This is a genomic window from Bradyrhizobium sp. SK17, from assembly GCF_002831585.1.
Taxonomy (GTDB): Bacteria; Pseudomonadota; Alphaproteobacteria; order Rhizobiales; family Xanthobacteraceae; genus Bradyrhizobium.
Genome location: NZ_CP025114.1, coordinates 144,149 through 161,494, shown reverse-complemented (window position 1 = coordinate 161,494; position 17,346 = coordinate 144,149). Strand labels below are relative to the sequence as shown.

At 60.0% G+C, this 17,346-nt stretch carries 20 protein-coding genes, 2 pseudogenes and 1 riboswitch; of the genes and pseudogenes, 5 read left to right on the top strand and 17 right to left on the bottom strand.

Annotated features, from left to right (window positions below):
* Positions 1–71 precede the first annotated feature (71 nt).
* The 4 genes and pseudogenes from CWS35_RS38075 (at position 72) to CWS35_RS38060 (ending at position 2,453) form a co-directional block, all read left to right on the top strand.
* Entirely contained in the window at positions 72–389 is a 318-nt protein-coding gene (locus CWS35_RS38075) for a PepSY domain-containing protein (RefSeq protein WP_100554935.1), read from the top strand.
* A 79-nt stretch (positions 390–468) separates the two neighbouring features.
* On the top strand, positions 469–1,227 hold the full coding sequence (locus CWS35_RS38070) for a membrane protein (protein ID WP_042002414.1): 759 nt from the start codon (positions 469–471) through the stop codon (positions 1,225–1,227).
* 161 nt (positions 1,228–1,388) lie between these two features.
* Positions 1,389–2,164, top strand: a pseudogene (locus CWS35_RS38065) (hypothetical protein).
* 40 nt (positions 2,165–2,204) lie between these two features.
* Positions 2,205–2,453: pseudogene (locus CWS35_RS38060) on the top strand (PilZ domain-containing protein).
* A gap of 67 nt (positions 2,454–2,520) precedes the next feature.
* Here the strand turns inward: CWS35_RS38060 and CWS35_RS38055 are convergent.
* Together CWS35_RS38055 and CWS35_RS38050 are read right to left on the bottom strand one after the other, a co-directional pair.
* Positions 2,521–2,724, bottom strand: a complete 204-nt coding sequence (locus CWS35_RS38055) for a hypothetical protein (RefSeq protein WP_100554933.1) — start codon at positions 2,722–2,724, stop codon at positions 2,521–2,523.
* Between the two features lie 10 nt (positions 2,725–2,734).
* A complete protein-coding gene (locus CWS35_RS38050; RefSeq protein ID WP_100554932.1) occupies positions 2,735–3,496 on the bottom strand; it encodes a COG4280 domain-containing protein in 762 nt (253 codons plus the stop codon).
* A 294-nt stretch (positions 3,497–3,790) separates the two neighbouring features.
* On the opposite strand from CWS35_RS38050, the gene CWS35_RS38045 reads away from it, so the two are divergent.
* Positions 3,791–4,405, top strand: coding sequence for an undecaprenyl-diphosphatase (locus tag CWS35_RS38045; RefSeq protein WP_157817364.1), 615 nt, complete (start codon positions 3,791–3,793; stop codon positions 4,403–4,405).
* Between the two features lie 112 nt (positions 4,406–4,517).
* On the opposite strand, the gene CWS35_RS38040 is transcribed toward CWS35_RS38045, so the two are convergent.
* The 15 genes from CWS35_RS38040 to CWS35_RS37970 all read right to left on the bottom strand — a co-directional run bounded on the left by CWS35_RS38040 (position 4,518) and on the right by CWS35_RS37970 (position 17,227).
* Complete coding sequence (locus CWS35_RS38040; RefSeq protein WP_100554930.1) at positions 4,518–5,183, bottom strand: dual specificity protein phosphatase family protein; 666 nt, start codon at positions 5,181–5,183, stop codon at positions 4,518–4,520.
* The gene (locus CWS35_RS38035; RefSeq protein ID WP_154696383.1) at positions 5,180–5,353 is read right to left on the bottom strand and encodes a hypothetical protein; all 174 of its coding nucleotides are present in this window, start codon (positions 5,351–5,353) and stop codon (positions 5,180–5,182) included. Before CWS35_RS38035 ends, CWS35_RS38040 begins: the two co-directional genes overlap by 4 nt.
* 196 nt (positions 5,354–5,549) lie before the next feature.
* Positions 5,550–5,909, bottom strand: a complete 360-nt coding sequence (locus CWS35_RS38030; protein WP_100554928.1) for a hypothetical protein — start codon at positions 5,907–5,909, stop codon at positions 5,550–5,552.
* A complete protein-coding gene (locus CWS35_RS38025) occupies positions 5,906–6,538 on the bottom strand; it encodes a 2,3-bisphosphoglycerate-dependent phosphoglycerate mutase (RefSeq protein WP_100554972.1) in 633 nt (210 codons plus the stop codon). Before CWS35_RS38025 ends, CWS35_RS38030 begins: the two co-directional genes overlap by 4 nt.
* A 96-nt stretch (positions 6,539–6,634) precedes the next feature.
* A complete protein-coding gene (crcB, locus tag CWS35_RS38020; RefSeq protein WP_100554927.1) occupies positions 6,635–7,015 on the bottom strand; it encodes a fluoride efflux transporter CrcB in 381 nt (126 codons plus the stop codon).
* 4 nt (positions 7,016–7,019) lie between these two features.
* Complete coding sequence (locus CWS35_RS38015; protein ID WP_042002409.1) at positions 7,020–7,226, bottom strand: hypothetical protein; 207 nt, start codon at positions 7,224–7,226, stop codon at positions 7,020–7,022.
* Between the two features lie 91 nt (positions 7,227–7,317).
* A riboswitch (Fluoride riboswitch) is annotated at positions 7,318–7,381 on the bottom strand.
* 370 nt (positions 7,382–7,751) lie between these two features.
* Positions 7,752–10,955 carry an efflux RND transporter permease subunit gene (locus CWS35_RS38010; protein WP_100554926.1) on the bottom strand — a complete coding sequence of 1,068 codons (3,204 nt, stop codon included), beginning with the start codon at positions 10,953–10,955 and terminating at the stop codon, positions 7,752–7,754.
* Entirely contained in the window at positions 10,952–12,049 is a 1,098-nt protein-coding gene (locus tag CWS35_RS38005) for a multidrug transporter (RefSeq protein ID WP_100554925.1), read from the bottom strand. Before CWS35_RS38005 ends, CWS35_RS38010 begins: the two co-directional genes overlap by 4 nt.
* Positions 12,039–13,301: an MFS transporter gene (locus tag CWS35_RS38000; protein ID WP_100554924.1), complete on the bottom strand. Its 1,263-nt coding sequence runs from the start codon at positions 13,299–13,301 to the stop codon at positions 12,039–12,041. The genes CWS35_RS38005 and CWS35_RS38000 overlap by 11 nt, the downstream gene beginning before the upstream one ends.
* Complete coding sequence (locus CWS35_RS37995; RefSeq protein ID WP_145987133.1) at positions 13,294–13,890, bottom strand: Chromate resistance protein ChrB; 597 nt, start codon at positions 13,888–13,890, stop codon at positions 13,294–13,296. The genes CWS35_RS38000 and CWS35_RS37995 overlap by 8 nt, the downstream gene beginning before the upstream one ends.
* A 226-nt stretch (positions 13,891–14,116) precedes the next feature.
* Positions 14,117–14,320 (bottom strand): hypothetical protein, encoded by a 204-nt coding sequence (locus tag CWS35_RS40760; protein WP_371412392.1) that lies wholly within the window; start codon positions 14,318–14,320, stop codon positions 14,117–14,119.
* Positions 14,299–14,877 carry an ATP-binding cassette domain-containing protein gene (locus tag CWS35_RS37985; protein WP_100554922.1) on the bottom strand — a complete coding sequence of 193 codons (579 nt, stop codon included), beginning with the start codon at positions 14,875–14,877 and terminating at the stop codon, positions 14,299–14,301. Before CWS35_RS37985 ends, CWS35_RS40760 begins: the two co-directional genes overlap by 22 nt.
* Positions 14,870–15,535 carry an ABC transporter ATP-binding protein gene (locus CWS35_RS37980; protein WP_100554971.1) on the bottom strand — a complete coding sequence of 222 codons (666 nt, stop codon included), beginning with the start codon at positions 15,533–15,535 and terminating at the stop codon, positions 14,870–14,872. Before CWS35_RS37980 ends, CWS35_RS37985 begins: the two co-directional genes overlap by 8 nt.
* A 320-nt stretch (positions 15,536–15,855) precedes the next feature.
* Complete coding sequence (locus CWS35_RS37975; RefSeq protein WP_100554921.1) at positions 15,856–16,650, bottom strand: hypothetical protein; 795 nt, start codon at positions 16,648–16,650, stop codon at positions 15,856–15,858.
* A 142-nt stretch (positions 16,651–16,792) separates the two neighbouring features.
* Complete coding sequence (locus CWS35_RS37970; RefSeq protein WP_100957182.1) at positions 16,793–17,227, bottom strand: hypothetical protein; 435 nt, start codon at positions 17,225–17,227, stop codon at positions 16,793–16,795.
* Between the last annotated feature and the right edge of the window lie 119 nt (positions 17,228–17,346).

Below are 17,346 nucleotides of genomic sequence, written 5' to 3'. Positions count from 1 at the left end.
ATCTCATCGGAGCGGGCCGTCGCCGACGCGTCGCGCATCCGTTCGCAAGCGGGGGCGAATTGGAGAGACACATGATCAGGACTACCCCGTATCGCCTGGGCGCCTTGGGCGCCGCAGGTATCTTGCTGGCGCTCGCGGCGCCAGCGCTGGCCTACACCGGTCAAAAGCTTGCCGGTCAAGCGAAGGTCACCATTACGCAGGCCCGGGAAACCGCCCTCAAGGCCCATCCCGGGAAAGTCACCGACGAAGAGCTTGAGCGCGAATCCGGAGGCAGCGGCCTGCGTTATTCGTTCGACATCAAGAACGGCTCGCGGACGCAGGAAGTCGGCGTCGATGCCGCGAGCGGCAAGGTGCTCGAAAACAAGACAGAAGGTCCTCATCCGGACTGACCCGCAGCATGGTCCCACGAACAAACCCGGTGCGTCCTCGCACGCGCCGGGTGGCCGGCTACATAACGGAAATGCAATCATGACCCCAGCCCAGAAATTCGCATTGAGCAAAGTCCCTGAAGTCACGCTCGGCTTCTGGATCATCAAAATTCTTGCCACAACGCTCGGCGAGACCGGCGGTGACACCGTCACCATGACGCTGAACTGGGGTTATTTGGCGGGAACAGCCTTGTTCGCGGTGCTGCTCATCGCGTTCGTGATCGCACAGATCGTCGCGAAGCGCTTTCACCCGTTTCTCTACTGGGCGACCATCGTGGCCTCGACCACCTTTGGCACCACGATGGCCGACTTCGCCGACCGATCGCTCGGGATCGGTTATACCGGCGGCTCATCGCTGCTGTTTCTCTGCCTCGTGAGCGTCCTCGGGCTTTGGTATTGGTCGGAGGGAACGGTATCGGTCAACACTGTCTCTACGCCGAAGGTCGAGGCGTTTTACTGGGGAGCGATCACGTTCTCGCAAACCCTCGGCACTGCGCTCGGCGACTGGCTGGCCGACACCGGCGGCCTTGGTTATGAAGGGGGCGCTCTCGTCTTTGCGGCCGGGCTGGCCGTCGTTGTCGCACTCTATTATCGCACAAACGTGTCGCGGGTGCTGCTGTTCTGGGCGGCCTTCATTCTGACCCGTCCGCTCGGCGCGACGGTCGGCGACTTCCTCGATAAACCGGTCGCTGCCGGGGGTCTCAGTCTCAGCAGACCGCTCGCATCGGCGGTGATCGCAGCCTTCATCCTTGCGTGCCTGATCCTGTTGCCGCAGCGCGCGGGCAAGCATCCGGCATGACGCTACTGCGTCGGCAAGCGATGGCGATCCTCATGAGCGTTCGCAAATTTTCAAGCGTGGCGCGTCGAGCGATGCAGGATCCGTAGCCGTCGGAGAGCGGCTCCCATGTTCAATTTGTCAATTTGTCGTTCAATCAGCAATCGTTGTTCGGAGAAAGCCGCATGTACAGAATCGTCAGCACAGAAGCCAGCAAGGTGCCGGCAATCACGCTCGGATTCTGGGTCATCAAGATATTCGCGACCACCCTGGGCGAGGTGGGCGGCAACGCGGTAACATTGACGTTGGGTCTCGGTTATCTGATCGGCACTGCAATCTTTGCCACCGTATTGATTGCGGCCGTGAGTGCTCAGATTAGGGCGAAGCGATTTCAGCCCTTCCTGTACTGGGCCGCCATCACGGCGACCACGCTCGCCGGAACGACGCTTGCCGACTTGGTCGATCGTTCGCTCGGCATTGGCTATCTCGGCGGCTCCCTGTCGCTCTTCACGATGGTCATGGCGACACTGGGCTTGTGGTACTGGTCGCTCGGCTCCGTCTCCGTCGAAACCGTTACGTCGCCCAAAGTCGAAGCGTTCTACTGGGCGACCATCATGTTCTCGCAGACCCTCGGCACGGCGCTCGGCGACTGGATGGCAGATGACACCGGGCTCGGTTACAACGGCAGTGCGCTTGTGATCGCCGTCGTCTTGGCAATCGTCGCTGTTCTTTACTTCTTTACGACGATGTCTCGCACCACGTTGTTCTGGGCCGCTTTCATCCTGACGCGCCCGCTGGGCGCCACGATCGCCAACTCACTTGACAAGCCGATCGCCGCCGGGGGCTTGCCATTGGAGATTTTTCCGTCTCGGCGGCCCTCATCGTTGTCATTACCGTTTGTATCCTCGTTATTCCGCAGCGGCCGGGACCGCATCCCGCGGCATTTTCGCCGCGTCCCTGAGATTAGGCGTTGGTTGAAGACTACATCATGGAGTTCTCAAATGGAGGAACATCGTTCAACACCGCGTCGCGGGGTCTCCTTTGGTGGAGGTGCGATCAGTTGCTCAATTCGAAATCTTTCCGAGTACGGCGCCTAGCTTGACGTGACATCACCCATCGGAATTCCTGACGTCTTTTCCCTGGTAATGGAGAACGGCGCGCATCAGTGCCGGGTTATCTGGCGCAAGGAGAAGCGTATCGGTGTTCGCTTCACCGCATCGCATTCCGATGACCAAAAACGGGAAACATAGCCTTGATCGTATTCCGAAGGTGGTCGTCAGACGGTCGATAGGATCGGTCGTGTCGGAGGAGATCCACCTACGTCCGATGCCGCCAGACACTCTCGGTGAGAATCACGGCAAGACCGGCGAACAGGATTGCGCCGCCCCAGGCCGAGCCCGGAATCAGCCATGGCAGCACAAGCCACGCGACGCCAAGCCATACAACGATTGTGATTGCAAAGCTGCCGTCATCCACGAACAGGCCGTAAAGCTCCAGAATGATCGTCTTGAACCAGCGCATGCATGAGCTCCTATCGTTTCGCGGCATCGCGCGCGGCAAACCGGGCCCGGCAAAGCGAGGTTGCGATCAATGCGATGATCAGAAAGCCAGCGACGAGACCAAGGATCGACCAGTCCTGCCCCGGCCATCGAAGTCCCATGCCTTCGCCAACCCAGAAAGCCCCAAAGGCGGAGAGCAATACACCGACCATGAACTTCAAGGTATTCTCCGGAATGGATGCCAAAGGTTTGTGAACGACAAAGCCAAGCAGGACGACGACAAGCAGCGCGGCCAGCGCCCCCACGCTCGCCGGAACAAGCAAGCCCACGCCGCCGGAACCGACAGCGATAACAATGAAGACTACCTCTGTGCCCTCGAGCATCGTGATTTTGAAAGCTGTTGCGATGGCGACCTTGTCCCATCCTCGCCCACGCTGCGCGAGCTTGCGCAGCGATTCCGTTTGCCTGGAATAGATCGCGTTCTCGTCATGCAAAGGAATAACTCCGGCCGAACGCAGGATTGCCTTGCGCAGCCATCGCATTCCGAAGAGGAGCAGAAGCAGTCCGACGGCGAGCTGGACGACATCCAGCGGGATACGCGTGAGCGCCGGACCGATAGCCACGACGATGGCCAGCAGCACGCCAAGCGCGGCCCCACTTCCGATCAGTGCACCGCTCCAGCCGCGGACCGCGCCCACGGCCAGAACCACGGTCAGAGCTTCGACGAACTCGACGAGTGAGGCCAGAAATGCGGCAATCGCCGGCGGCCAAGCATGCGCCCAATTAACGATCATGTTACTTCTTCCGATGAGAATTTGAGACAGCGCACCGACGCGAACCGGTGATGCAAGATGAATTTAGGTACACCGAGTATTGTATCATTGTCGGCGAGCGAATCCTCCGTGAAGGAAACCGACACTTGCCGAATACGGAAAATGGGACGACCTATCTTTCCGCAGAATGGTGGGTCTGCGTTGAAAGCGCCAACATTGAGTGTCGATTTTGTTTCCGCCCCGACCGCGCCCAATTCAGACGCGATGGTCCTAACCTTCCTCCCGCGCCGATGCGGACGTATTGCTGAGAGAACGATGGAAACCTGGAATACCGCACTTTTTCTGGCCCTCAATGCCCCGGCTTCAGCGAATGTCGTAACGATAGCGTTCGCCAAGGTAGCCGCGGAATATCTCGTTTATGTGGCCGCCGTTCTGGCGGTATGCTTGTGGATTCGAGGCGTGCGCGACCAACGGGATGCGTTGATTTCGATCGGGACCGGGCTCCTGACCGCGTTTGTACTGAGCTGGACCATTGGCCTTCTCTGGTATCATCCACGCCCCTTCGCGATAGGCTTGGGCCACACCCTTCTCGCCCACTCGCCCGACAGCTCTTTTCCGAGCGATCACACCACATTCCTTTGGACCTTCGGCTTCGGTCTCCTCGTCACGCGAGTACAGCGCGGGTGGGGATGGGTATTGGTTCTCGCCGGTCTTGCGACGGCCTTGGCTCGAATCTACGTGGGCGTTCACTTTCCTCTCGATATGGTCGGATCCGCCGTTGTCGCGGCCACAGGTGCTGCTGTGGCATGGGCTGTTCATCTTCACGTTGCAGACCGTATTCTGCCGCTGATAGAGCGGTCTTACGAATTTTTGCTACATGCCCTCCGTTTGCCCAAGGGGATTTTCCCCCGCCGCGTCGCTGATCGATGAAGCGTTTTGAGATAACGCTCGTCACGGGCAGGTGCCAGCCGTTCAAAAACTTCGATCTCAGCAATCATCTTTCCTGTCGTTTGCTCGTTTCTTTCGGGTCGCTTTCGATACATTACTCAGTCTTCGGCAAGCCACCGGTCGAAAGCTTCCAATATGTTCGGTCCATGGCAATTGACCGGCTTCCGAGCCACGGAAAATGCCCGTACCGGAAGGAAATTTGATGAGCTGCAATATCGGTAGGGCGCCTTTCGACAAAACGCTCAAACAAAGCTGCGGCCAATCCGGTCCGATCGGCCCCGCTTTGACAGTGGATCAGCATCGGCCGAGGGGCGGTGCGCATCGTCTCAATCAGTTGGGCGATCGTCGCGTCCTCCGGGTCCCGTAAGGCCGACATTCGAACGTCCAGATGAGAGGCTCCATGCGCGGTCGTCACCTCCACTTCGTTGTCGTACCACCAAGACCCGCTATTTTTTCCGCGCAGGTTGATCACCGACTTGATGCCGTAGGCAGCCATCACATCGGCCAACTTCTGCCCGTTCAACTGGGCGGAGCGGTAAAGCACCCCGGGTTCGACGACGTGAATATTCCCAACCAGTTGCAGGCCGATGGCCCACCCGCCGGCAAGACCAACGCAGATGAGAAGCGCATTTGTCGTATATGTCACGGCGCGGCCAATCGGGTGAGACTTCAAAAACCGGTTCGTTGTCGCAAAGAAAGCGAGACAGGACCTCCCGACATTTGATTGGCGACCTCGGTCGTTCGCCGTTCCTTCGGTCATTGCGAGTTTCCAATATGTGCTATCGGAGGCGCCGCGCGATCGAGCTCGACCTCCTGATTACGAAACCATGCGATGGCATCGAGCCGCCTGCCGCTGATCGGGCGCGCCCACCGGATGGTTTTTATCGCTTTGGCGGCTTCGCCCATCCACCAGTATTCCTTCACGACCATGAGCATCCATCCCCGACGACCGGACCGCTAAGAGTAAAAGCTTCGACAACGAAGCCATTCGTCGGGCCGCTATAACTGTGCCTCTCTCTCGCGCACTCGACGCCGTCCAACGTCCAATGCGATCGCTTCGAACCCGGATTGTGGGTGCTCATCAAAAGATCGAACAGCCGAAAGAAAGATGGACTGACAAAATTCTTCATGCGGCTGCTCTCCGACGAGCAATTCCGAACGGATGATGACGCCGATGGATGCCATTTCGCCCGCAGTTCACTTTGGTGCACCCGAAGCCGTTCTCTGGAATGATGAGCGGCGCGAATCCGGATACGCCGGGTGGATCGGGATCGCGCAGCGCACGAAACCCGTGAACCAGGGTATCGCTGTTGTTGACGCCTGGGGTTGGGCGGCCCTTGCCGTTCTTCAGCGGCTCGATGGAAAAGTAATGATTGTCGCCGTGAATCAGCAAAACGGGCTTGCCGAAAGCGGTCGCGCTCTTCTCGATGGCATCGAGGGCGAAGCATTGGATCGGTATTGCCGGTACGAATGTGGGAAATGTCATGTTTCACCTGATGCCAGTGAGACTTGCCTTTGCGCGACGGTCGTATCGGCAGCGAGGCGATAAAGATGAATATCGCCGGTCGCAAACTCGACCGAGGTGACTGTTTCGGGCGACAATCTGTCCAGAACCATGACCAGGGAGCGCAGACTATTCCCGTGGGCAACCACTAACGTCCTGTCGCCGCGCATGACTGCGGGCAAGATCGTTTGGATGAAGAATGGCAATACCCGTGCGGACGTATCCTTCAGGCTCTCTCCGCCCGGCGGCGACACATCATACGAGCGGCGCCACAGATGAACTTGATCGTCGCCCCAACGCGTTCGAGCCTCATCCTTGTTCAGACCAGTGAGATCGCCGTAGTCTCGCTCGTTGAGTGCGGCATTGCGACACTGCCGGACATTGGCTTGTCCCATGTTCTCCAGGACGATCGAACACGATTGCCATGCCCGTCGAAGCCTTGAGGTGAAGGCGATATCGAACCGAACATCCAACGCTTGCAACCGTTGCGCAACACTGCCGGCTTCGGCAATTCCCTGTTCCGTCAGACCGAGATCGCGCGAGCCAGTGAAGATGTTCTTCAGATTTCCCTCGCTTTGGCCGTGCCGGACGAGGACGAGACGCCGGTCGATCGATGGCTGCGTAGCAGGATTGTCAAAGGACATGCGCGCTCCTTTGCGTCGGCCAAACGGCGTCCCTCGCGACATGCCTTTGCCGATGTAACCCTTTCAAGAAATTAAACTCCGCGTCGCCCAGAGTCCGATGAACAACGCCGTAGCAGACGCCAACACCGAAGCCAGAACGTAAAAGGCGAGGACCACCAACTCGCCGCGCTCATAAAGCAGGGCGACGTCGAGCGAGAACGACGAAAAGGTAGTGAAGCCGCCAAGAATGCCGGTCGCGAGAAACAACCGCCAGTGCTGGGAGGCGCTTCCGCTCGCCATGAAATAGCCGGCGATCAAACCCATCGCCAGCGACCCCACGATGTTGACGATCAATGTGCCGTAGGGAAAATTCAGACCGAAGACGCGAGCGGACCAGACGTTGACTCCATGTCGGAAAGCACCGCCGATGCCAGCGCCAAGGAACACGATCAGATACGCTTGCATCGCGCTATCTTCGATTCTTCGCGCGCGACCGCGCTTCGAAGATAGCGGTGACTAGTCCGAGGACAAGCAGGCCGCCGACGAGGTCGTAGGCCACGCCCAATCCGAACGCGAGAAAACAGACCGCGGCGACGGCAGCAAGAATTGACGCGGCAAAGCCATCGCCCGCGATCAATTTAAGCCATTCGCGCAATTGCCTGGTAAGAATGTCCATGCGGCTGCCCTTGCAATCATCGAAGGGCAACAAAAAACCCGCCTATGGCGGGTTAAACAAAGCTCCCGCCATGACGGAGCTTTGCAGCCCCATCCCAGCAGGAGTCATCAGCCCACGACGGGCGGGTATCGGGGGACTCCATCCCCATCTGTACTCCAACACTAGTCGCTCCGACCAAATCGGTCAACGATCGATCCGAGTTCGATGCTCGACGCGCCGTCCGGCCATCGTCCCAGTGAAAGCATAAAGTTCCTAGAAGAGCGGTCGACGCTCCACGCCGCCGTCGCACGGGTTTGCGAACGGTCGGAGGATGGGTGTGATGACCGAAACGTGACCTCGTTCGGATCGCGTCGATATTGTCGTTATATTCAGAGGACGGGTAGCCGCCGGAATGTTTGGCCTTTTCATCCGGCTCGACGTGGCTCGACAATGCATCGATCGCGCTCATTGCGGGGGTCGAGAGCACCAGATGGCCGATGAGTTCGCTCGTTCCGGAAACATTCGGCTGCGGGTACTGGTAAGATATTAGCTCGAGTTTTGTTTCGCCAATTCAGGCGAACCGCCGCCGAGTTCATCGACGGCCGACTCGAACCGCCCGAAGCGCAGGGCTAGGGTGGGTAAGACAAGCAAATTCAGGGCCATCGAGGTCAGCAGGCCTCCCAGGATCACGAGCGCCATGGGGCCTTCTATCTCACGGCCTGGATCTCCCATTCCGATCACGAGAGGCAGGAGACCGAGCGCAGTAACGAGCGAGGTCATCAGGATCGGCGTCAGCCGGTCGCCGGCGCCTTTGATTGCAGCTTCGAGACCCCAAAGCATGCCGTCAGTTTCGACCAGATGCTCATAGTGGGAGATCATCATGATCGAGTTGCGCAGCGTGATTCCGAACAGTGTCACGAAACCAACCATCGAACCGAGTGAGAGTACGCCTCCGGTCGCAAATACCGCCAGCACGCCACCAACGAGCGCGAAGGGCAGATTGACGAGAACGAGCAGCAGGTTTCGCCAGTTGCGCGTTACGATCGACAGCAGCAGCACCACGCCGATTGCGGCGATCGACGAATGAATCAGCAGGTCGCGCCGGGATTGCGCCTGCGCCTGCGCCGAACCGGCGAATTCCACGTAGCCCCCGCTCGGGAGTTCTACGTTGGCAGAGACCGCGGCCTGAGCATCCCGCACGAACGAGGCGACGTCACGGCCGGCAACGTTCGCCGTCACCGTTTGGAGACGTCGGCCGCCGAGATGAGATACCTGATAGCGCCCGGCGGTTTCGTATATGTCCGCGATTTGCTTGAGAAGCACATAGCTGCCGCTCGGGGCGCGTAGCGCGAGGTCACCGACCTTGGTGATACTATTGCGGCTCTCGGCGTCAAGCACCGTGATGACGTTGAAAACCCGGTTGCCATCATAGCTCTGGCCCACAACATCGCCCTGATAGGCGGTGCGGACCAAATCGAGGACGTCCACCGCATCGAAGCCCCAGCGCTCCACGTCCTTTTTCCGGAGTCGAATGGTCAACTGCGGCATGCCAGGCGGCGATTGCAATTGCACGTCCGCCGCACCCTGGATACCCCCAACGGTACGCGCGACGTCCCGTGCCGCGCGATCGAGCGTGTCGAGATCGTCGCCGAAGATGTTGACGACGACGGCAGCCGTGTAGCCCGACAAGGTTTCCTCTACGCGCTCGGTCAGGAATGGCGTTACCGCGAAATTGACTCCCGCGAACCCGCGGAGCGCTTTATGTACGTCGGCCTGCGCTCCTTCCGTCTGGTCGCCCGATAATCCGGATTTGAGGTCGACTTCGAACTCGCTTTCATGCGTGCCTGCGGTGTCGTCGGCTTTCTCGGCGCGGCCGATGTGCTGGGCGACCGAGCGCACCACCGGCAGAGCGATCAGAGCCTTGGTCACAAGCGCGCCGAGGCGCTCGGATTCGGCAATCGAGGTGCCGGGCACAGCCGACATGTGAAGAATGAAATGCCCTTCCTTGAGTTCGGGCAGGAAGGCGCTACCAAAGAACGGAAGGGCGGCACAACCGGCCACGGTAAAAACCAGAGCGGCGGCGATCGCCGTCCGCGGATGGATGGCGATACCGCGCAAAATTCGCTCATAACGCCCGCGCGTCCAGCGAACGACGGGCGGCTCTCTATCATGCGCGACCGCACCCGCGCCTTCGCCTCCTCGTCCGCGGCCGGTGAGCAGCAGCATCGAGAGCGCCGGCGTCACCGTCAGTGCCACGACAAGCGATGCGAGAATGGCGAAGATATAGGCCATGCCGAGCGGCGCAAAGAACCGGCCGGCGAGACCTGGCAACGTCAGCACGGGCAAGAAGACAAGGATAACCGCGAAGGTCGCATAAATGACAGCGCCGCGCACTTCGAGCGAGGCGTCGAGTACGACCCGGCCCACCGGTCGAGGTTCCGGCAAACGCCTGTTCTCGCGTAAACGCCGGACGATGTTCTCAACGCCGATTACCGCATCATCAACCACTTCGCCGATGGCGATCGCGAGCCCGCCCAAGGTCATTGTGTTCAGGCTCTGCCCCAAAGCGTCGAGGATAATGACGGCGGCAAGCAGCGACAGCGGGATCGCCGTGCAGGCGATCGCTGCGCTGCGTAGATCGAACAGGAACAGAAACAGCACCACAATGACGAGGATGCCACCAAGAACCAGCGAGTCCCGGACATTGTTGGTGGCCGTATCGATGAAGTTGGCCGGGCGAAAAAGATCGCCGTGAAATTTAATACCGGCCTTCTCCAGCCCCGGCCGCAAGCTCGCCAGCGCCTCTTCGACGCGCTGGGTCACCTCGACCGTATTGGCCCCGTATTGCCCCGAGACATTCAACATTACGCCGGGCTGGCCCATAATCGTCGCGCCGCCGATCGGCGGCTCCGGCGCATAGACCACCTCGGCGACGTCGCCGAGAAGCACGCTCGAAGCGCCCTGGTTCAGCAGAACAGTGTGAGCAACATCCTCCACCTGGAGTGACTGGCCCTCGGTCTGGAAGACGATGCGTTGATTGGTTGTGTCGATAAAGCCCGCACCGCGCACGCCGGTCGCCTTCTTCGCCGCGGTCAGAACGTCGGTGAGGGTGAGATTATAGCGAATGAGCTGGTCCGGATGGACCTGAACCTGAAGCGAACGAAGATCGCCGCCGAACACCGCGACCTTGGCGACGCCCGGCACGGCGAGAAGCCGCAGGCGCAGCGTCCAATCGGCGATAGTGCGTAAATCCATCAGCGAGTGTGTGTCGGAGGTGAGCCCGGCGACAAGGATGGTACTCGTCGAGGAGGTCAGCGGCGTCATTCCCGGCGGCCCCGTCCCCGCCGGGAGCTGTTGTGCGGCGACCGCCAGACGCTCGGCCACCACTTGCCGATCCCGATAGATGTCACTTCCGGGCGCGAAGATAACTGTGATGACGGAGAGCCCCTGGATCGAGGTGGACCGCAACGATTGCACGCCGGGGACACCATTGATGGCATTCTCGATCGGCTGGGTGACGAGGACCTCGATCTGTTCTGGCGTAAGGCCGGGCGCCTCGGTCTGGATGCCGACCTGGGGCGGTGCGAACTCCGGGAAAACGTCATATTTCGCGCGAATAACCGAGAGGATGCCGTAGCCGAGCAGCAGCAACGCCAACGCCACGACGATGCCGCGGAAGCGGATCGCGAAGCCGATCACATTCGCTTGCAAGCCCGACGGGGCTGAGGGACCGGGGGTTGCCGGCGTCATTTGTTGTCCTCGCCGACCTGGATCTGCGCGCGGAATTCTTCGGACAACAAGATCTGTGCTCCCTGGGTCACAATCTCCGGAGTGGGTGGGAGGCTCTTGACGGAAACGATGAAGCCGCCTCCGGGCGCGGGCATATCGGTTGGAATTTCGTGGCGCGTGAACGTGTCCGCGCCAGTGCGCAGATAGATCCATGCCCGCCCCGTCCACCACACCACGGCCGAGGCTGAAATTTCAATTCCATCGATGGGAGCACCGGACGGCAGGAACGCAAGGACGTTCATTCCTGGCAACAGATTGCTCGCGGCATCGGCCGCATAATAAAAACTCAGGCCTTGGATCTTTGGGTCCGTTTGCGTGGCGGGCGAGACAAAATCGACTTGATGGCGCGAGGCGCTTGCGCCGAATTGAACCGTCGCCTTCGGTGCCGCCGTTATGAACGTCCCAGGCGGCAGCGTGATCTGGAGGAGGAAAGTCTGACGTTCGATCAGACGCGTCACCAGCGGGCCGCCCTCGATGAGTGCCTTGCCGATGACCGTTCCCCACTCCTGCAGCGCCGTTGCTTTTAGCGTTTTGACCTGGGCTTCTGCCGTTGCGACTCCGGCTTGATCCGCACCGAATGTGGCCTGGGCCGATTGTAGCTGCGCCACAGTTGTGATGTTGTCCTTGGAAAGGGCCTGCGCGCGCTCGAAAGCCGCCTTCGATGCAACGATCCTGGCCTGAGCGCTCTGAAGCTGGGCGACGGCGGTTACATAATTGTTGTCCAGCGTAACCAGCTTGTCGAGGTCAAGCACTGTTCCGTAGGCGCGGACTTGCTCCTGGTATTGCGTCGGCTTTGGTTTGGTGACATCGACTCCGCTCTGCCTACGCGTTGCGGCGTCGAGGGTCACGACGGGCTGACCCCGGCCGTCGGTCGACACGCGTAAGGGCGCTTTGACCGGACGTTCTCGCTCGGCTTCCATCGTTGCCTCGCCGCGTCCGGCGAGGAAACCCCAGACCACAAGCACGCCAACACCTCCGATCGCCGCCAGAATAGCCAGAAGCCGGACGATTCGACGCCTAGGTCCACTGGGATTCTTGTGCTCGCTACCGGCCATGCTCACATCCATCGACAGTTTCCGATTGCTCTAAGCTGATGAAGTGTTGTCTGAACCGGAATTGCTTTCGTAGAGCGAGCAGGCCGGCCAAAGCGATGGCGGTGAAAGTCGCGCCGGCCAGGAAAGTCGCGATCGGTCCGTAGACATCCCAGAGCGCTCCGGCGACCACGCTGGCGACGAGCATGGCCACCCCGCTCGCGAGGTTGAACACTCCAAACGCGGTTCCGCGCAGATCGGCAGGCGCGGTGTCCGCCACCAGCGTTGCAAGCAGCCCTTGGGTCAGGCCCATGTGCAGGCCCCAAAACACCGCGCCGAACAAAAGGATGGGCACTGACGTCGTGAGTGCCAGGAGCAGATCGGCGACCACGAGTGTGGCGACGCCGACGATCAGGACGCCCTGACGCCCGAACCGATCGGACAGTACGCCGGCGGGGTAAGCCGCGAATGCGTAAGCAATGTTCATAACGACCATGACGACGGGTACGATCGCAATCGCGAGACCTACATTCTGAGCCCGCAGAACCAGAAAGGCTTCGCTGAACCGGGCCAGTGTCAGCACCACCGCAACCGCTACCACGGCCCAGAATGGCCCTGAGAGCCGCCAGACATCGGCGAAGTGCGGCTTGGGTCTTGCCGCAGCGTCAATGGCGCGTTCCGGCTCCTTCACCCCGAACGCCATCAGGCCAAACGCGATGAACGCGGAGATGACCGCGATCCAGAACACCGCGGTGTAATTATCGCCGGTGAAAAGCATAAGCCCGATTGCGGCGAGGGGACCGAGGAAGGCCCCGATCGTGTCGAGGGATTGTCTCAAGCCGAAGCTTGCTCCTCGCAACGGAGCGGGCGCGAGATCGGCCACCAACGCGTCGCGCGGTGCCCCGCGAATACCCTTTCCCACGCGGTCGAGGAAGCGAGCAGTCACGACCCACTCAATCGTAGTCGCGAGCGGGAAGATTGGCTTGGTAAGGGCGGCAAGCCCGTAGCCGATAACGGCCAGCAGCTTGCGGCGGCCCAACCAATCAGACAGCGCGCCGGAGAAGATTTTGGTGATCATCGCCGTCGCTTCGGTAAGACCCTCGATGAGCCCGACCGTGAGCGCCGAGGCTCCGAGCATGGTGACGAGATAGACGGGAAGCAGAGCGTGGATCATCTCGGATGAGAGGTCCATGAACATCGATACGAACCCGAGCGCCCAGATTCCGCGCGGCAGGTTTCGAAGCGCCATCGAGGTCGTCAGAACGTGGTCAGCCATGCCGGGGTCTCTCGCGCTTCTTGAGAGAAGAATTCGGAATGTCGGAATCCAGCGAACCAGTGCTGACCTCAGTCGCGTCTACAACGCCCTCTTGCGCATAGACCTCGTCGGCAAAGGTTCGCAAGGTGGCGCCACAGGTTTCTAGCGTTTCCTTCGCCGCCTGTATCCGAGCATTGGGAAAAAAGTCGCGCGCCTTGATCTTGGCGAGCCACGCAGAAAGCTTGTCGAGGTCGTCCTCGATCTCTTCAAGTTCTGCAAACGTGAATTTCCGACGACGCGTCTCCTTTTCGATCTCGGCAAAAAATTCGCCGGAGCGCTCGGAGAACTCGTCGTATTCGCGTGCTCGGTCCGCCTGAAACCGGGCAACGATGGCTTGCTCTTCTTCTTCGCTGGTTGCAGTGGTTGCAAAGACGGTGGCGCTGCCGCCCTGCGCGCGTACTATCTCGACGAGCTGGGCATAAAGCAGTTTGTGCTCGTCCGTAACAGGTAGGACCCACGCCCCATTCAGCACGCTGGCAGCACCGGCAGCGCGAAGGCGTCTCCACAGCGCAACCCGCCCGCTGGACGGAGCGGCAGGAAGTTGCCCCAAGAAAAGAAGCCATTGAATTGGAATGAGATATCTCTCCGCTGAAACACCTGTTGCATATCTGAGTAGTCAGTTCAATGCAACACCTGTTGCATTCATAGCTCTTCAAGTGATGTCTAGCGACCGCGTTTTCACTGCTGGCGCGGTATATCTTCGCCGCAATGCGCGTCGACGCTCGCCATCTGGCGTGAAACGGCAGGCTGGCGGTGGATGCCGGTCACGTTCGCCTCTATGTTTGCGCTGGCCTATGTGGTGAGCGTGCTGACAACGCCGCGATGGCGAGCGCGAAACCGACTGCGGCCGCCAGAGCGAAGTAGGGCGCGATAAGGCGCGCGTCCGTCACCCGCCATGAGGTCCAGGCCACGAGACCGGCGAGAGCGATGCCGAGGACCACTCCGACGGTTCCGATGGTCAGCGCTTCGGCGCCTGCCAACCGCAATATCTGCGCCAGCGATGCGCCCGGGTTCGCAAAAGCGCCTGCTCGCGCTGCCGCAGCTCCGTCCCCGACATCGCCACCGCCAGAGTCAAAAGGATTGCGAGCGTGACCCCCGGAAGACCAAGAAACAGGAACAGCACCTTGGCGTAGAGGGCGTCACTGCGCGCGCCATCCAATCGAGCGACGAGATTGTTGGCGACGCGCGCCTCGAAATTATTGGCGGTTTGCTGCGCCTGAATGAAGGCGGCGCCCGGATCGGGCGGCAAAGCGTCGTGCGCGATAAGGCCCGGCGTTTGAAACACCATTCCGATCCGTCTCGGGCGCAGCCCGCTGCGCGTACCGAGTTCAGGCCAGGCCAGCTTTCCGCCAGTCGTTGTGTCGAGTCCCGCCATCAGGTGCAGCAGCGTTGACTTCCCGCTGCCGGAGGGACCGACGAGGGCAATCCGGTCGCCAGACCGGACGACGAATGAGGCAGGAAGCAGGGCTTCGACAGTTCTGTTGGCCTGCCGAAACTGCCTGGCGACGTCGATCGCTTGGATGAATGATTTAGACATCGACAATACGTCCGTCTTCGAGGCGAATGACCCGGTCCGCCCGTCCGGCGAGCGCCTGGCTATGTGTCGCAATCAAAATTGCAGTCCCGGCCGCGCGTTGTCTGCCAAGAAGATCCAGCACGCGCTCCTCTGCCGCGGCGTCGACTTGCCCTGTGGGCTCATCGGCAAAAAGAACGCGCGGGGAGGTGGCCAGAGCGACGGCCAATCCGGCTCGCGCCGCTTCGCCACCTGACAAATGGCCTGGACGGGCATGCTGGCGGTCTGTGAGGTCGACGTCATGCAAGAGCGCTCCAATCCTTGCCGCGTTCGGTTTGCCGATCATGGCCATCGGCAGCCTGACGTTGTCGGCAATGGACAAAGTCGGAAACAAGTTTCCGGGCTGCATCAGAATGCCGATGCCCTCCGCTCGGCGGCTCGCCCGCACGGCTTCGGGCCGGAGTGTTGTGAGGCGCTCGCCGGAGAGCTCGACGTATCCGCCGTCTGGCTCGTCGAGCCCCGCGAGACAGGACAGCAACGTCGACTTTCCGCTCCCGGAGGGCCCGACCATGGCAATCATCTCTCCTGCCTCGATCCGCAAGTTTACGCCGCGCAAAGCCAACGTTTCGGAGTCGCGCGTGTGAAAGAAGCGATAGAGGTCGAAGGCCTGAATAGCCGCCATCAAAGCCCTCCTCCGGCGGTCGTTCTGACCTTTTGGATGCACCATTGGCGCGATCCGGATTCACATTGTTTTTGAGACATGTCGGTTTCTCGTGCGAGGTGCCCGTTCGAAAACATAATCGTCGGGACTTAGTGGCGAATAAGGGGTTCGGCTGCTCGCAGACTCCCGTCTGTCTCTGATCGCGGATGGATCGCGGAATCCGACCCATACTCAAGCCAATGGCTATCGCCGGAGGACACGAACACCAGGCCCTGCACGAATCCGGCGACCTCCAAACGAACTTGTGCTCGTTTGAAGGTCGCCGGATCTGAATGCAAACTTCAGCTTTTACCGGATGCTTTATAGGACGATCCGCGATTGCCATGTCTGATAGTCATAAAAACAATGAGGCCGAAAATGCATACGAAGAAGATCACGCTGGTGAGCGTCGTGCCGAGCCCCAGTCCGCCCTTGTCGAGCGGCTGCGAAAGCAGATCGCCGAACGAAGCTCCCAACGGGCGGGTCAGAATATAGGCGAGCCAGAATGACAGAACCGCATCCATCTTCAGGAAATAGTAGGCGAATGCGACGACCGCGATTAGCGCGCCGAATATGAGTCCCGCCTGTGCGTAACCCAGCCCCAGCCCTTCTGCTGTGAGATCCCCGCCCGCCGTGCCGAGAGCGAAGGTGAGCAAAATAGCGAGCCAGTAGAACGCTTCGCGGCGCGTCGTATAGATTGTATGGATCGACAGTGTTCGCTCAACCGCATACCACACGGCGAATGTGACGAGCAGCGCCATGCCGAAAAAGAGCGTGGTCGCCTTGAGACTGATGCCGAGGTTGTCGACGAGATTGTCTGTAATCAAGGTGCCGACGACGCTGATGAGCACGACGGAGATCCAGTAGATCGACGGGACATATTTTTTGCGCGCGAACTGTACGATCAGTGCGACGGCAAGAAACGCACTCATAATCCACGAGGTGACCGTGAGTCCAAAACCCAGATTTGTGTTCAGGAAATCGGCGGCCGTCTCGCCGACGGTCACGGCCAGGGCCTTGATGATCCAGAACGAGATAGTGATTTCCGGAACCTTGTTGAGCATGGTCGAAACACGCTGATTTTCCATCGCGATCATAGGATGCGCCCCATTGATTGTTCAGTTTGCAGCTCTCTCATCGCGCGGCGAACGGCCAGCGTCGCGAAGCCTTGCGGTCGCCAAACGACGCAGACGATGTTGCAACGATATTCGCAGCTTTGCGTCGTCGTGGTCGTTATCATCAGAGCCACCTAAAGCTCTTCGCCATCAGGAGCCACTGATCGGCGTCGTCCGCGCCGTATGGCGCCGACAGAGTCAAGGTGGTAAGCTTACCGCCCTTCCAGAAGAAGTAACGTTCGTTCTCCAGGCGGATCGCCTTGTTGGTCACCGGATTTGCATCCGAATTCGAAGCGTATGAGATGACGATGGCCGGCCCCGAAGGAACACTCGTTAATGTGACCCCCGAGATTCGTACCGCCTTACCGGACATCTCGAGTTGAGCCGTCAATTCGTTTTTCACAACGGCAATCGTGAGCGGTTCAACGTGTTCTTCAATTGTCGTCCGCACCGTGTTGTACTTGTCGCTGAACGTGACGCCGCTTTTTGTCTCACGACGCGCCCAACCCTCCGGTACCTTGATGGTGAACCCGAGCGGCGAGCGATATTCGATGAACACCTGACTGTCTGGAATGTCGCCCGGGGATTCTTCTCCGGAGCGATCACGGTATCCTCCGCCATCGCAGTTGTCATAATATGTGGTCCCAGGCCCAGGCTCGCGGCGAGAATGCCGGCTAT

Coding starts and splice junctions, on each gene's coding strand:
- CWS35_RS37975 (WP_100554921.1), bottom strand. CDS start 16,650: ATGATCGCGATGGAAAATCAGCGTGTTTCGACCATGCTCAACAAGGTT.
- crcB (WP_100554927.1), bottom strand. CDS start 7,015: ATGCAAGCGTATCTGATCGTGTTCCTTGGCGCTGGCATCGGCGGTGCT.
- CWS35_RS38075 (WP_100554935.1), top strand. CDS start 72: ATGATCAGGACTACCCCGTATCGCCTGGGCGCCTTGGGCGCCGCAGGT.
- CWS35_RS38055 (WP_100554933.1), bottom strand. CDS start 2,724: ATGCGCTGGTTCAAGACGATCATTCTGGAGCTTTACGGCCTGTTCGTG.
- CWS35_RS38070 (WP_042002414.1), top strand. CDS start 469: ATGACCCCAGCCCAGAAATTCGCATTGAGCAAAGTCCCTGAAGTCACG.
- CWS35_RS38040 (WP_100554930.1), bottom strand. CDS start 5,183: ATGACCGAAGGAACGGCGAACGACCGAGGTCGCCAATCAAATGTCGGG.
- CWS35_RS38000 (WP_100554924.1), bottom strand. CDS start 13,301: ATGGCTGACCACGTTCTGACGACCTCGATGGCGCTTCGAAACCTGCCG.
- CWS35_RS38010 (WP_100554926.1), bottom strand. CDS start 10,955: ATGACGCCGGCAACCCCCGGTCCCTCAGCCCCGTCGGGCTTGCAAGCG.
- CWS35_RS38030 (WP_100554928.1), bottom strand. CDS start 5,909: ATGACATTTCCCACATTCGTACCGGCAATACCGATCCAATGCTTCGCC.
- CWS35_RS38015 (WP_042002409.1), bottom strand. CDS start 7,226: ATGGACATTCTTACCAGGCAATTGCGCGAATGGCTTAAATTGATCGCG.
- CWS35_RS38050 (WP_100554932.1), bottom strand. CDS start 3,496: ATGATCGTTAATTGGGCGCATGCTTGGCCGCCGGCGATTGCCGCATTT.
- CWS35_RS38035 (WP_154696383.1), bottom strand. CDS start 5,353: ATGGTCGTGAAGGAATACTGGTGGATGGGCGAAGCCGCCAAAGCGATA.
- CWS35_RS37980 (WP_100554971.1), bottom strand. CDS start 15,535: ATGGCGGCTATTCAGGCCTTCGACCTCTATCGCTTCTTTCACACGCGC.
- CWS35_RS37985 (WP_100554922.1), bottom strand. CDS start 14,877: ATGTCTAAATCATTCATCCAAGCGATCGACGTCGCCAGGCAGTTTCGG.
- CWS35_RS38005 (WP_100554925.1), bottom strand. CDS start 12,049: ATGGCCGGTAGCGAGCACAAGAATCCCAGTGGACCTAGGCGTCGAATC.
- CWS35_RS38045 (WP_157817364.1), top strand. CDS start 3,791: ATGGAAACCTGGAATACCGCACTTTTTCTGGCCCTCAATGCCCCGGCT.